Source organism: Citreicella sp. C3M06 (genome assembly GCF_018860705.1).
In the GTDB taxonomy this organism is placed as follows: domain Bacteria; phylum Pseudomonadota; class Alphaproteobacteria; order Rhodobacterales; family Rhodobacteraceae; genus Salipiger.
The window spans coordinates 1-13,356 of record NZ_JAHKQA010000082.1; the positions used below are offsets into that span (position 1 = coordinate 1).

General features: G+C 61.0%; 13 protein-coding genes and 1 tRNA gene. 8 read left to right on the top strand and 6 right to left on the bottom strand.

The window, feature by feature from the left end; all coding sequences use genetic code 11:
- The 7 genes from KO516_RS19840 to KO516_RS19870 form a co-directional block, all read left to right on the top strand.
- Positions 1 to 315, top strand: a 315-nt coding sequence (locus tag KO516_RS19840) for a hypothetical protein (protein WP_216005532.1), incomplete at its 5' end; no start/stop codon positions are given.
- Positions 316 to 452: 137 nt separating this feature from the next.
- Positions 453 to 680 (top strand): helix-turn-helix domain-containing protein, encoded by a 228-nt coding sequence (locus KO516_RS19845; protein WP_216005533.1) that lies wholly within the window; start codon positions 453 to 455, stop codon positions 678 to 680.
- 27 nt (positions 681 to 707) lie between these two features.
- Positions 708 to 2,813, top strand: a complete 2,106-nt coding sequence (locus KO516_RS19850) for a tyrosine-type recombinase/integrase (protein WP_252737728.1) — start codon at positions 708 to 710, stop codon at positions 2,811 to 2,813.
- A 37-nt stretch (positions 2,814 to 2,850) separates the two neighbouring features.
- Positions 2,851 to 4,170 (top strand): hypothetical protein, encoded by a 1,320-nt coding sequence (locus KO516_RS19855; RefSeq protein WP_216005534.1) that lies wholly within the window; start codon positions 2,851 to 2,853, stop codon positions 4,168 to 4,170.
- Positions 4,171 to 4,568: 398 nt separating this feature from the next.
- Positions 4,569 to 4,961 (top strand): hypothetical protein, encoded by a 393-nt coding sequence (locus KO516_RS19860; RefSeq protein WP_216005535.1) that lies wholly within the window; start codon positions 4,569 to 4,571, stop codon positions 4,959 to 4,961.
- On the top strand, positions 4,961 to 5,365 hold the full coding sequence (locus KO516_RS19865; protein WP_216005536.1) for a hypothetical protein: 405 nt from the start codon (positions 4,961 to 4,963) through the stop codon (positions 5,363 to 5,365). Before KO516_RS19860 ends, KO516_RS19865 begins: the two co-directional genes overlap by 1 nt.
- A 545-nt stretch (positions 5,366 to 5,910) precedes the next feature.
- Positions 5,911 to 6,198, top strand: coding sequence for a hypothetical protein (locus tag KO516_RS19870; RefSeq protein ID WP_216005537.1), 288 nt, complete (start codon positions 5,911 to 5,913; stop codon positions 6,196 to 6,198).
- A 188-nt stretch (positions 6,199 to 6,386) separates the two neighbouring features.
- On the opposite strand, the gene KO516_RS19875 is transcribed toward KO516_RS19870, so the two are convergent.
- The 5 genes from KO516_RS19875 to KO516_RS19895 form a co-directional block, all read right to left on the bottom strand.
- Positions 6,387 to 6,896: a hypothetical protein gene (locus tag KO516_RS19875; RefSeq protein ID WP_216005538.1), complete on the bottom strand. Its 510-nt coding sequence runs from the start codon at positions 6,894 to 6,896 to the stop codon at positions 6,387 to 6,389.
- A complete protein-coding gene (locus tag KO516_RS19880) occupies positions 6,896 to 7,975 on the bottom strand; it encodes an ankyrin repeat domain-containing protein (protein ID WP_216005539.1) in 1,080 nt (359 codons plus the stop codon). The genes KO516_RS19875 and KO516_RS19880 overlap by 1 nt, the downstream gene beginning before the upstream one ends.
- 192 nt (positions 7,976 to 8,167) lie before the next feature.
- Positions 8,168 to 10,141, bottom strand: a complete 1,974-nt coding sequence (locus tag KO516_RS19885; protein WP_216005540.1) for a tyrosine-type recombinase/integrase — start codon at positions 10,139 to 10,141, stop codon at positions 8,168 to 8,170.
- A gap of 233 nt (positions 10,142 to 10,374) precedes the next feature.
- Positions 10,375 to 10,449 (bottom strand) — tRNA-Asn (locus KO516_RS19890).
- Positions 10,450 to 10,523: 74 nt separating this feature from the next.
- Positions 10,524 to 11,444 (bottom strand): MBL fold metallo-hydrolase, encoded by a 921-nt coding sequence (locus KO516_RS19895; protein ID WP_216005541.1) that lies wholly within the window; start codon positions 11,442 to 11,444, stop codon positions 10,524 to 10,526.
- A gap of 43 nt (positions 11,445 to 11,487) precedes the next feature.
- On the opposite strand from KO516_RS19895, the gene KO516_RS19900 reads away from it, so the two are divergent.
- Positions 11,488 to 12,759, top strand: a complete 1,272-nt coding sequence (locus KO516_RS19900; protein WP_216005542.1) for an ATP-binding protein — start codon at positions 11,488 to 11,490, stop codon at positions 12,757 to 12,759.
- A gap of 186 nt (positions 12,760 to 12,945) precedes the next feature.
- Here KO516_RS19900 and KO516_RS19905 read toward each other — a convergent pair whose 3' ends face one another.
- Complete coding sequence (locus KO516_RS19905; RefSeq protein ID WP_216005543.1) at positions 12,946 to 13,260, bottom strand: DUF1476 domain-containing protein; 315 nt, start codon at positions 13,258 to 13,260, stop codon at positions 12,946 to 12,948.
- Between the last annotated feature and the right edge of the window lie 96 nt (positions 13,261 to 13,356).

Consider the following 13,356-nt stretch of genomic DNA (forward strand, 5'->3'; position numbering starts at 1 on the left):
ATGCATCCTGACCCTAAGAGGCAAATACTGTCGGCAATAAAATCTGTATTGGATTTATTGAATTGGACTATTTATATGGGGCTCGTTCAGAAGGAAGATGTGCCGGAACCGTCGCATTTCCATGTGCGTATAATCCACTCAGAGGCTAAATGGCGGTATCACTCCTACATGAAGTTTAAGAGAGCGAAGGTCATCTGGAAGATCGACGGCCTCGAGGTCCAGAAGTTCGATCCGGTGACGGTCCGAGATCGGCGCGCAGAATTGGTTTGTGCCGCCGACTTGGGTTGGGATCATAGGGGAAACGACTCGAATTAGGCCTCCACAGCAATGGCGCAGAGCAAACCAGTCGGTCCGAAGCCCTTGCACCGAACCGCCGTGGGCAACTTCGGTCGACCCGTTTTGATCCCTCGCCGCATTTTCCTAATTCCCCGTTGCCATCAACGGAGGAAAACATGTCGGCACCAAAATACTACTCAGCAAAGAAGCTCGGCCAGATGTTCGAGCGGCATCCGCACACGATCCGAGACTGGATCAACAAGGGATGCCCCACACCGGACGGACGGGTCCGTTTGCAGGCGGTCAAATTAGGGAAATCTTGGCAGGTGCGGGACGAATGGCTCGCGGTCTTCGAGCTTCGAGTCCGGCCTGACGCTGGAAGGCCGGATCTCGAGCTCGACTGAGCCGGTCACCAGTTCAGGAGACAGACCATGACCCTCGTCGAAACACTAAAGAAATACCTCGAAACCAGTGGGGAGTCGAAACGAGCGCTGTCACTCCGCTCCGGTCTCGGAGAAAGTGCGGTGAAAGACATTCTGCGGGTTCCCGGCCTGAAGCCTCGAGCTACGACGCTCGCGGCTCTATCGCGCACCACGGGAACTGACCTTTTCGCGTGCTTCGAGCTCCCGCAGGTCTACTACTCTGACCTCCTTGCCCGCTTCGACGCGAAGGGCGAAAAACGCAAAGCGAGCAGGGTGCGGTGGCTGACTCGCGTCGCCGGGTGGGTTCCTGAAACAACGATCGTGTGTCGACGCGACGTCACCGAGTTCCTCCGGACCCATCGTGCTGCGGAGTTCAACCTGACTAAAGGCAGCTACGCGACCTATTCGAGCGAGGCGATCAACATCGTCAGTGAGTTGGGCGTGCGCAATCGGAAGCGAGGTTCCTCTGACCTGACCGGGGAGCATGCGGCCATCCTGACGGCGATCTCTGACGAGGAGAGCGGTCTTCGGAAGTGGCAGGTAGGTGTGGCTCGACCTTTTTTGTTGTTCCTGCATGACCGGCAGATACAGGTCTCGGAGGTCACGTCGGAGACGCTCGCAGCCTACTATGCCGAGCGGCTCGAAGTGTCGTCGAAATCCGAGGAGAAGTGCCGGCGACATGTCATCGAAGTCGCCAAGTTTCTCAAGGACGCCAGCAGGTTAGATCTGTTGCAGATCTACGGCTTCCGTCCTGTGGAGCGGCCGTTCGAAAAATATGCTGGCAAATACGGCGTTGCGGACGAAGTCGTTTCCGGTCTGATGATGGAATTTGATCGCTATGTGGCGCCTTGGGCAACTGGGGAAGTATCCCGGACAGGCCAGCCGCTTGCCGCTTTCATCGAGGAGCTGGACAAACGCGAGACGTCGGTTTCCGATAGAAAGGCGCTGTTGCAGAAGCGGCGGGCGGAGAAGGCAGCGCGCCCTGGACAAAAACCGGTCGGGGACACCCGTTCGAATGACGATGTGCTTACCGCGAACGGCTTCCTGACAGACAAGCAGAAGTGGTCGGAGAAAACGCTGAAAACGCGACGAGGCTACGTCGTCTCGTTGGCGAAAGCGACCGTTGCGACCGTCGATATGGTGCCGGAATCCATGGAGGAGCTGCTCGATCCGGATTTTCTGGAAACCGCCATTGATGCCATCAGGGATGCCAATATCGGCGAATTCTCGAGCGGCTATCTCGGAAGCGTTCTGAAGTGCGCGCGGAAGATTGCCAAGGACTTTCAGTGCCGGTCGAAGGAGGACCTGGACCGGATCAGCAAGCTGATCACGATCCACGACCGAAAGCGCAGGGGCCTCGCGCCGCGCAACCGAGCAAAACTGCGCGAATTCGACGAATGCCGCATTCAACGCACCATCGATTTGGGAGACGTGATCATTGCCGATGTGAACGCTGAAATCGACCGGCGTCGGGTGGCCCACCGGAAAAAGCACGGCGTGCTGCCGTCCCGCGTCGAGGTGATCGACGCAGAGCTCGGTAGGGACCTCATGGCGGCGATTGCCCATGAGATTCTGCTCCGCAATGCACCGCGTAGCGACAACCTGATCAATGCACGACTGGATTGGATCAGCTGGCAAGGCGACTTGGCGCGCATCACTGTTCCTGCGGTGCGGGTCAAAATGCGCGGCCGCGATGATGAAGACCTCACGCTGTTCCTCAACGGGCGACAGAGCAAGCTCTTGAGGTCCTACCTCGGTATGGTGCGGGCGAAATGTCTCGTCTCCGGCGATAACCGGAATCCTTACCTTTTCCCCGCACAAGTTTGGAAAGAGGAGGCCGGGCAGCCCTACAAGACTATCCTCAAGCGGGTCACCCGCGTTCTAAACGAAAAGGTTGGCAGTCGGATCAATCCGCATCTCTACCGCCATCTGATCGGGTGGATATGGCTGAAGCAAAGCATCGACAACCTACCCAAGGTGCAGCGGATGCTCGGGCACACGCGTCTCCAGACGACGATCGACTACTACGCCGAGCTCGATGCCAGCCTCGTCTTCGACGACTGGAACGAGCATCTGAACAACGTGTCCACCACCGGCAAGGCCAAGGCCGCGTAGCAAATCCTGACCAACGCGCCTGAAAAGGAAAATAGTCATGAATTCCCATCTCGACATGCTCACGCACATCCGTGCGGATGGGCCGACACAGCCTGTGCCGGGCATCAGCGAACTGACCGAGCATCTGCGCGAGCGAATGGCGGCGGTGGGAGACACGGCCTTTCAGGAATTTGCCTACCTGCAAAGGGTCGCCGCCGAGACGTGGGGCGCGGCGGCGACAAGCCATTTCGCGCTCGTTCTGCGAAAGGCGCGTGTGGTGCCGAAAGAGGTCAGGGTCAGTCGCTGGAAGATGGCCAACACCGCGATTGATCGTCTTCCGTCCGAATGGCAGACCTCCCTGCGGGCGATCGCAGCGCGGTCCGAGGCAGGAAACGTTATGTCGGGCCTCCCCATTCTGAGCTCCGACTATCTCGGCGCAGTCACGACTGCGCTCTGCCGCTACGTCGACTATGCGCGAAGTCGCGGTGTCGCCCTGGTCCCCTCGGGGGCGGACTTGCATTGCTACGCGCTTTGGCTGACCGATCCTGAGAACACTCAATACGGCGTCTCCGTCAGGGCAGCGGCAGATTACCTGTCGCGGATCAAAGCAGGATTGAACCTCATGGAGCCGTCGATTGCGTCGCCCGCCCGGGAGTTCGTGTGCCGCTTTTGGCGGGAGAGGGGCAGGGCGGCCGGGACGCCGACCAAGACGGGAGATCAGCTTGTTGGCGCTGCCGCCATCTACAATCTCGGGTTTCGGCAGATTGGGGACGCCCGGCGGGCGCCCATGCGCGGAGTCCGGGCCGCCACTGTCTATCGTAATGGCCTGATTTTGGCCCTGGGCATTGCGTTGCCGCAGCGTGCGCGGGCGATCTCGGCCCTCGACTTCGGTAACACTCTGTGGATTGAGGCGTCTGATCGCCTTCATGCACGTATTCCCGCGCGGATGCTGAAGAAGCGCGAGGATCAGAAGGCTGGCGATCCCTTCGACATCGTGTGGCACAACGCCCGGCTTGTCGCAGCTTTAGAAGATTACCGTCGCTGCTACAGGCCGCTCTTCGATGATGGCACCAGCCTCTTTCCTTCGGTTCACGCCCCGTGGCAAACGATTAGCGAAGAACGTATCGGCCAGCTGTCCGCGGACATCACTGAAAAGAAACTCGGTGTTCGCATCCCGATACATCGCTTTCGGGACAACGCCGGAACCGACGCGGCAGAACATCTTCGTGCCGGACGTCTCGCGACGAAGGCTTTGCTGGACCACGCCGACATCGGGACTGGTGATCCCTATGATCACTCCGGCAATGCGAAATCAGCAGCCGAGTTTGGGGAGTTCATCGACAGCCGCCGGTCCACTCCGACGGATCTTCTGCTGTAACCTTGGCCCGGATCTCTTTGCGACCGTCGCCGTGCACCGCCGTAATTTCCGCATTTTCCGGATCGAGTTGAAAACGCTGTGTCATCATCCGCACGGGATGGAGTGGACCCGTTCTCAACTTCTTCCTCGACCCGCCGCAACTTCCCTGAGCCACCGGGTCTTCAAGCACGTTCTCTCAACTTGCTTGTGTCCATCGCATGCCGATCTGGAAATGAACGTGCGCGCGTTTGTTTGTGGACCTTGTTGGTCCGCGCCCCTCGGGTGAGGGCGCGGCCAAACCGGCCACAATTGGAAAATAGGAGAAATCGGAGGAAGCAGCAGCGCTGATATCGGACCGGAAGCGCGGTCCGAGCTTGACCCGGGACATTGGATGCCCGGAGTTCTCGAAGGAGATCAACATGGAATACAACAACAAAGAAATGCGTGCCTCGCTTCGGGCCGCTGCGCAACGCCGCGAATTCATTGCCTGGCTTCGAGCCGACGCGGATCGTCTTGTCTCGTCAGCCGAGCTTCTCGGAGGAAAGGACTGGGAGACCCGCTCACTGGCCGTGGCCGAAGCGATGGCGCGCGGGGAAGTGCCCGAGGCGGTGGAGGAAGACCTGAAAGACCTGCACCGGCTTCTGAAGCTCGAGTTCGCGGATGACATCGAAAGCGAAGAAGCCGCCCGCTTCGCTGCTGTGCATCCAGACGACCCCCGCGCCGACGATGCGCGCCTATGCGCCGAGGCGTTGGAGCGGGGGCTCGATGCGTTGCGCGCCTTCGCTGCCGTGTCGGTCAAGGAGGTGGCGTGATGGACAGGATCACAGAGATTATCGCCGACGCGCTCGGACAATCCCGCCTCGTGCGGAAATGTCTCGATGAGAAGATCATTCCGATGCTCGATACGCAGCATAAAACCTTTGCTGGCGACATCAGTCGGCGGATTTCATCGCGCAATATCGTTAACGAGGCGTTCCTGCGCGACATCGAGACACTGATCATTCGCTTTGGCGACGAGGTCGCAAGCGAGACCTCCTATGCCTGGCGTGGCCACGAACACGATCCGGAGTGCGGCTACTCTGTCCCGGTCCACACCGAGCGCGCGGGAGCGCTTCGGCTCGTGCAGGACGAGCTGGTCGAGCTTGCCACGCTTGTGCAGTCGGCACTCGACGCCGCCGAGGCCTGCGTCATCGCCAACAAGCTCTTCGACACATGACGGAAGCGGCGCATCGTCAGATGCGCCGTCTGCACCGAAGGGTTCTGGATAGCCTCTAATCTAAGATGCCTTCACGTGGCGGGTGCCTTACCCACCACATCTCCAAGCAATCTGTGCAGCGCTCTCGATCAGGCGGCCTCGGATCATCCGTCAAGCACTGCAAGAAGGGTGTGCGGTGCAATCCTGCACCTCGCACCCCACCGCCGGTCGCTCCTCCGGCGGTGCTTGACGATCCGATTTGCCGGTCGCGCGACAGCTGACGCAAAGCTCTGGAGAGTGCCTCATAGGCGCACATTCCTCGCTCAATGCCGGGCTGGGCTTCGACAGCCTTGCCACGGCACAGGAGTTCCGTCGCGTGACCGGGTCGAACTTGTTCGGTGGCATTCTCAACGAAGCAAGCCTTCGGGCCACCAACCAGATCCGCGATGCCCGAGGCCGACATGACGGGCTCGATCACCACGTGCGGGATATCCTTTGTCTACGCGGCGAAAAGGAAATGAGCTTGCGCTGCCGTCATCCGGCGGTCGCTTTTCAGGAGAATTGTCATGCCGCTGAAGATAGACCTGAGCGATGTCAGGATCGTTCATGACATCGAGACCCAGAATCTTGTGGCCTATTACGGGCACGCCTTGCTTTGGTCGACACCGGTGGAGACGCTTGGTTCAGAGGGCGAGGCAACCGAATTCTATACGGTAACGATCATCGCGCTTCAGAACGCGTGGTCTGGCATGTCGAACCATAAGAGAATGGTCCTTGCTTCGGCCTGCGACCCAAGCACCGTGGACGCCGCTCACCCACAAGACCCTGTTTTGGGAGTGTATCGCGCCGCCTGAACGGCGTGCTTCCAGCCTGGACGCATCATGTGTCCGCTTACCGGGCCCGGCTCTTGAGCTGGGCACGGGCAGCCCGAACATCGGTTTTACGCGCTACCGGAACCGGCGCGCTGCCGATCTCACTCCATTCTCCTTAGTCCAAGGCCTTAGGGCGTCCGTATTCGCTCTCGCTCGGTCGCCAGGGATGCTCAAAAAGGAATTCCGATCAGCAGGCGGACCAATGAGAAAACACCGAACGGTGAGACGGCGTCCTCGAACAGCGTGTCCGTGACCGCGCTTTCCAGCGCGGCGTTCTCGATTCCTGCATCAATGACCACGTCCGATCCGATCTGGGCCGCGACCTCGGAGGTCACTGCGAAAGCGATTTCGGGATCATCCTGCATGGCGGCGGTCACGTAGCTCACGGAATCCGTAGCTTTCAGCTGTATCTCCGTCACGGCATCGATATCTCCAAACACGATGACATCCGTGCCGGGGTGGTTGGTATGCTCGAAAAGGCTTGCTTCTATCCCGCCTGTCTCCAGAGCGTCTGTGTATTCCTGTTCGAAGAGAATACCCTTGATGTGGTTCGAATGCCCCAGAATACTCGCTGGTTCTACGGCGTCGAAATAGGCCGTGATTTCTTCCTCGGATGCCACTTCCAGTTCGGCGTATCCGCGCCTGACAGCATCGAAGACATCCTCACGGACGATTTCCATTATCGACCACCGAACTCTTTCAGGACAGCTTCTGTCGAACTCATTCGGCTTCCGAGGCCGCTTGGGGCAAGAGTGTAGGGGGTCTTTCCCCTGTCGTTCGCGCGGTTTTGGTCTGCGCCGTGCTCCAATAGTAATTTCACAGTGTTGGCGTGACCTCCCTGTGCAGCGAGCATCAATGCCGTGTGTGATGCATGCCCAAGCTGATCGACTGATGCGCCGGCTTCGAGTAAGAGCTTGCACAGTTCCGATTGACCATAGCGCGCGGCGAGGTGGATCGCTGCCCAATTGGGCCCTTTGACATTCACAGACGCGCCATGCTCAACAAGCCGAATAGCAGCCGGGCACTGTGCATTTGCAATAGCGCTCACCAAGGCTGGATCGCCTGTGGTGTCCCGAATATTGACGTCCGCACCCGCGCTCAGAAGGCGATCAAGCATCGCAAGGTCGCCGCGTGCAATGGCGAGAATGAGAAGAGGTTGCCCATCCGCCGTTCCGATATTCACGCTGACGCCATCGGAAATAAGGGATGTCACAATCTCCGTTGAGCCGTGCTCATAGGCCGACAATAGGGCAGCCTCTTGATATTTCTCCCCGAACTTTGCGCCGTTGCCTGCCAGGAGCTTCACGACCGATGTATGATTCTTGAAGAACGCACCGGTGATCGCGTTCCAGCCGTCATTGCAGCACACGTGGATGTCGGCGCCTCGGGCAATCAGAAACTCGACCATCTTCTCCCGGCCCTTGATCGCAGCCCATATAAGAGGGGTCCAGCCTTTCTGATCACGAATAGAGATCTCTGCGCCGTGGCTCAGCATGAGGTCCACCAATTCGAGATACTCGTTCTCCAACGCCGTGACGATCGCACACTTTCCTCGTCCCGCCGCCGCGTTCGGGTTTGCGCCGTGCTTCAAAAGACGCGTGGCGAGGTCCAGATAGCCAAGTTCGATAGAGATTTTGAGTGGTAGGCCGTCCTGCGCGTTGACGTCAAATCCGGGCGCGTCCATGGCACTCAGAGCGCTTCGTTTGAGGCCTTTCTTCAACGCGTCGATGAATTCCTCTGCGAGGTCGGCCGATTGCACTGAGGGAGGACTATCTTCCAAAACAGACTACCTTTTTTAGATACCGTGCATCATAGGGCTTCGAGCCGCAATGGTTCTCGCTGAAGTGCCTGCTGCGGCGAGGTGTCATTCCTGAGCTGGACAAGCAGCGGCAGGCACGGCGCCGTGCGTGTTCGGCGAAATCGGGCTTCTAACCAGTTCTCCGAGGGCAGGTCAGGCAGTTGTCTTTGTCCGATGGGCAGCAAGGTCCATAACACGGGCTGAATTGACCTCGGCGAACGGCGAGCGGATCATCGATATGTCGATCTCGACGGCATTGACACAATCCCGGAGCGTTTTCATCGAGAAGCCACTCGGGTTGTAGTTTGTGATGCCCACGTCGCGTTCCACATGGCCCATCAGTGCTCTTCGATGGGAGTCTTGGCGTTCGGTCTGAATCAGGAAGTGGTTGAACGTCGTGCGGAAGCTGTAGAAGTCCCGCTGCGCGTCGTAGATGTTGTGATCCTGGCGATACCTGGTGAACCGCTTAGAGAAGGTCTCGGTGTATGTCTTCTTGGACTGGCTGCGCTCCAGCCATGGGAAAAGGCGGGGCTCCTCCTCGCGCCGTCGAAAGGCGACAAGTTGCATGAGACCCAGTTTCAGCAGGTTGTCGTGGATCGGTATGGTTCGGCGCGATGCCTTGCTCTTGAGACTCTGGCCTGGACCCTTTTTAAGCACGATGCACGGGATGTCATCGATGACCTGGATATCGTCAATGTAAAGCTGGAGGACCTCTTCGCTCCGAAGGCCCATGTGGACGGCGATAAGTGGCGCCCAGAACATCGGATCGCCCACATCGTCGAGCTTGCCCTGGAAAATCGGCGTGCGGAACAGCCCCTTGAGCTTGCCGCACCAGGTCTGGCGCTCGTTGTCTTCCTGAAGGATTTCCCTGCGTTCGTATTCCGCCTTCTCCCAGATGTGATCGGCCATGATGTTCGTCAGCAGCTGGCCCTTCTTGACGAGGAATTTGCAGATGCGCTGGGCGTCCTGCATGTGGCGGTAGATCGTGGCGGGCCGCAGGCGTGGGATGCGATCCTTCAGAAGCTCGGATTCGATCTTGCCCGGGCTGGCGCCCTTCTTCTCCAGCCTCGCGCGCGTGAGCCCGTGGTTGCGCCTCTCGGTCGCATCCGCATCGTCGACAGCCTCCTGGGGTGATTGCTTGCTCGTCTTGGCCTGGTAGTTCTTGGGCAGACGCGCCAACAATTCCCAGATCATTTTCAGTTCGGCATCGGTGATGTCGTCAACAGACTTGTTGCCGACGATCCGCGAGAGCAGAAGGCCGGTTGACTTGACGTTCGGTCCGCTGTTTCGAGCCCAGTTCGCGCCGGCTGTCTCGTCCGCCTGTTCGGTCGGCTTGAACGACTTATATCCCCGGCTGCGCGCCTCGACGTAGAGTTCCGTGGCCTCCGTAATCTTGGGGCATGGATTGCAGTTTCTGGATGGCTCTGACGCTGGAGGGACAGCTGCGATGCGGTCGTGCGCAGGGGCCGCTGTCGGCGCGCTTGCAGGCGCACCCGGCCGCGTCACAGGCGCCGCTGTTCGGCAAGTCGCGGCGCCGTTGTGTGCTGACGGCACCGCAGGCAACGCGACTGGATTAGGGCGGGGAGCCGGGCTGAATGTGGCGGGTGTCGGCGCGCTGCTGATCGGGACTGTGCCGTCGACGAGCGGCCGGGCGGCCTGAAGGGCAGCGGAGGGCCCCTGAAATTCGCCGCGGTCCCGTCGGGCGTTCTCTTCCTCCGCCTCCAGCATGACCCGCAGCGCACGGAACGCGAGCCTCTGCCAGTCCGGATCGCTCTCGTCGAGCGCGATACCGAGCCGATCGGCGACCTCGCGAAGCGGGTTGCGCGCTCTCTCGCGGTCTCGGATCGCGATCGCGTGCCGCAGGGTCTCGACGGCTGCATTGGCGCAGGCCAGCTCGTAGGCCGCAGCTTCGGGTGTGCGCGCGGGAGCCATTTCGCGGGCAACATCGGCCGCCTCGATCAGGAAGCGGCAGAGCTCCACGAGGAGCTTCTCCATGATGTCGGGCGCGATCGCCATCGTTCTCTCCGTCACTCCGGCGAAGGCGATGTCGCTCAGAAGTGTGAGCTTCTGAGCGAGCACCTTCGCGTCGCGCATGACATGGGAACGAAGTGGAAAGAGGAGTGACATTTTTTTGGGAGCACTCTCTTGCCCTTTAGCGCGCAGGGCCTGGGGCCAGCGACGGCGCCAATGGAATCCGCTGGGCCGATATTCGAGATGGGGCTGTGAAGGGGTCCTGAAACGCAAATGCGCGACTCCTGTGCCAACGATTGTGCCAATCGCGGAGACAGGAGTCGCGCATTTCAGAGCGTCTGCGATTCTCATCGCATTTTTGCCAAAAACCTCAGTAACTTAGAGATTTTTGGCTCCGGCGGTAGGGATCGAACCTACGACCAATTGATTAACAGTCAACTGCTCTACCGCTGAGCTACGCCGGAACTTGTGAGGGGGCGTATAGCAACCGCGACTGACGGGGTCCAGAGGCTTTCAGCAGTTTTTTCCATTTTTCTCGTCACGCCGCGGTGGCTCCATAAAAATAAGCGTTTTCAGACAGCTCTCCGGCAAACGTCACTTGCTGGCGAAGCGACAGATCGACGAGGTGGGCAAAAACGTTGCGCGTTGCTGCGGGCAGCAGGGCCGGGGATAGCTCTGTGTAGATTCGAGCCGCGATCGATGCGGCGTTGCCGCCGCAATGGGCGAGGGCGTCGAGGATCTGGCCTTCGCGCGCGCGTCGGTGGTTTGCCAGAAAGCCGATGCGCTCGGATGGCGTGTGCACCGGCGCTCCGTGCCCGGGGTGCAGCACCGACCAGTCGCGGGCGGTGAGCTTGTCCAGCGAGGACAGGAAGGCCGCGATGTCTCCATCCGGGGGGGATACCAGCGAGGTTGCCCATCCCATGACAAGATCGCCGGAAAACAGCGTGTCGTCCCAGGCAAAGCACAGGTGATTGCCAAAATGCCCCGGCGTGTGCAGCGCTTCGAGCGCCCAGCAGTCGCCCGACAGGGTGGCGCCGTCGGCAAGCACCTCATCCGGCGCGAAGGCGGCATCGACGCCTTCGCCGCCGCCAGCGAGGCCGCTCGCAGCAAGGCGCTGCATGATCGGTGATCGGCCCTCCAGCGCATCGCCAAAGGCGCAGACCGGGGCGCCGGTGGCCTGCGCCAGCGCGCGCGCCAGCGGCGAATGGTCAAGATGGGCATGGGTGACCAGCACTGCCGCAACCCGCGCGCCGCCGATCGCCGCCAGCAGGGCATCAAGATGTTCGGCGCTATCCGGCCCCGGATCGATCACCGCGACCTCGTCTTCGCCGAGGATATAGCTGTTGGTGCCTCGAAAGGTCATGGGCGAGGGATTCGGCGCAAGGATTCGCCGCAAACCGGGCGCGAGCCAGTCGGCCTCTCCGGGAACGGGATTGAATTCGGCTTGCGGGTCCTGCATCGGTCGGGCTTTCTGTCATCGGTCCGGCGCAAAGGGTACACGGATGTTCGACTGGCTCAAATCCTATATGCCGCGCGGTCTTTACGGGCGGGCGGCGCTGATCCTGTTGTTGCCGGTGGTGACGCTGCAACTGGTGGTCTCGGTGGTGTTCGTGCAGCGCCACTTCGAGGGCGTCTCGTCGCAGATGAGCCGCGAGCTGGCGCGCGAAATCCGCCTCGTGCTGGCGGAGCCCGAGCTTGCGGCGCGGCTGGAGCTCGAGGTCAGCGATGTCGCGGCGATGCCAGAGGTGGATGAGCGACGCTGGTATGATTTCTCGGGGCTGGTGGTGGCCCGCACGCTGCGCGACGCGGTGCCGGGGGTCGACCGCATCCTGCTGCCCGATGATTTCACCGTGACGCTGTATTTGCGCGAGGGGGATCGCATCGTCGAGATCGGGTTTCCGCGCCGCAGGGCGTCGCCAACCAATGCGCACCAGCTGTTCGTCAACATGATGGTGTTCGGCGTGGTCATGACGCTGATCGCGTTCCTGTATCTGCGCAACCAGTTGCGGCCGATCACGCGTCTGGCGGCAGCAGCCGAGGCCTTTGGGCGCGGGCGCAGCGTGCCCTATTCGCCCGCCGGGGCGGTCGAGGTGCGGGCGGCGGGCAGCGCCTTTCTTGATATGCGCAACCGGATCGAGCGTCATATAGAGCAGCGCACCCTGATGCTGTCGGGGGTCAGTCACGATCTGCGCACGCCGCTGACGCGGCTGCGGCTTGGCATTTCAATGCTTGATGACGAGGATCGCGAGCCGCTGGAACGCGACGTGGAAGACATGCAGGGGCTGATCGACGCCTTTCTCGATTTTGCCCGTGGCGACAGCCAGTCCGGCGAGGCCGAGCCCGTCGATCCAGCGGAGTTTCTACGCCACATCGCCGAGGATGCGCAAAGGGCAGGGCGCGCCGTGGTGCTGCGCGAGGTCGAGGGGAGCGGAGAGGTCATGCTCAAACCCGGCGCCATGCGCCGCGCGCTTGAAAACCTCGTGGGCAACGCGGTGCGCCATGGCACGCGCTGCGAGGTGTCCGTGGCGCTGACCGAGCGCAGCCTGCGCTTTCGGGTCGAGGACAACGGCCCGGGCATCGCGCCCGAACAGCGCGGCGATGCGCTGCGCCCGTTCGTGCGGCTCGATCCGGCGCGCAATCAGGACAAGGGCTCTGGCGTGGGGCTAGGGCTGGCCATCGCGGCGGATGTAGCGCGCGCTCATGGCGGCATCTTGCGGCTGGGGAAAAGCGACGCGCTTGGGGGGCTGCGGGCGGACATTGTCATCGCACGCTAAGGGCGCATGGTGGGGTGGCTCCGGCGGCAACCTGCGCGGCACCTCACACCCCGCCGAGGCTAGATCATGGCGCCTGCGATGCCCATACCAATCGCCACGAGCGCAGGTGGCGGTCCGGAGCATTGGCGCCGTCCTTGGCGGTCGTTCCAAGCGGTTCAAAGCCGCCGGAAGGACCGTGCGGGCCGATCAGCTCTCTAGCAGGATCTGTCCGCGCGCCTCGACCAGCAGTTCGGCGCGGCGCTGGCGGATCTCTTCGGCGTTGGCCTTGCCACCAAGATCGGCAACCAGCTTGCGCACCACGTCTTCATGGCCGGCTTCTTCGAAATCGGCCTTGACGACCTCGCGCGCGTAGGCATCGGCGTCGGTGCCCTGCTTGCCGAGCAGCTCTGCGGCCCAGAGCCCGAGCAGCTTGTTGCAACGCGCCTCGGCGCGGAAGTTCAGGTCTGCATCGTGAACGAAACGGGCCTCGAATGCGGCTTCGCGATCGTCGAATGTGGTCATGTCGGTCTCACTCCCCAATCGTTATCAAACGATATAAGGTTTATTCCACTGGGGCGTGTATGCGCAACTGAAACCGTTCGCTTGCGACCCGGCGAG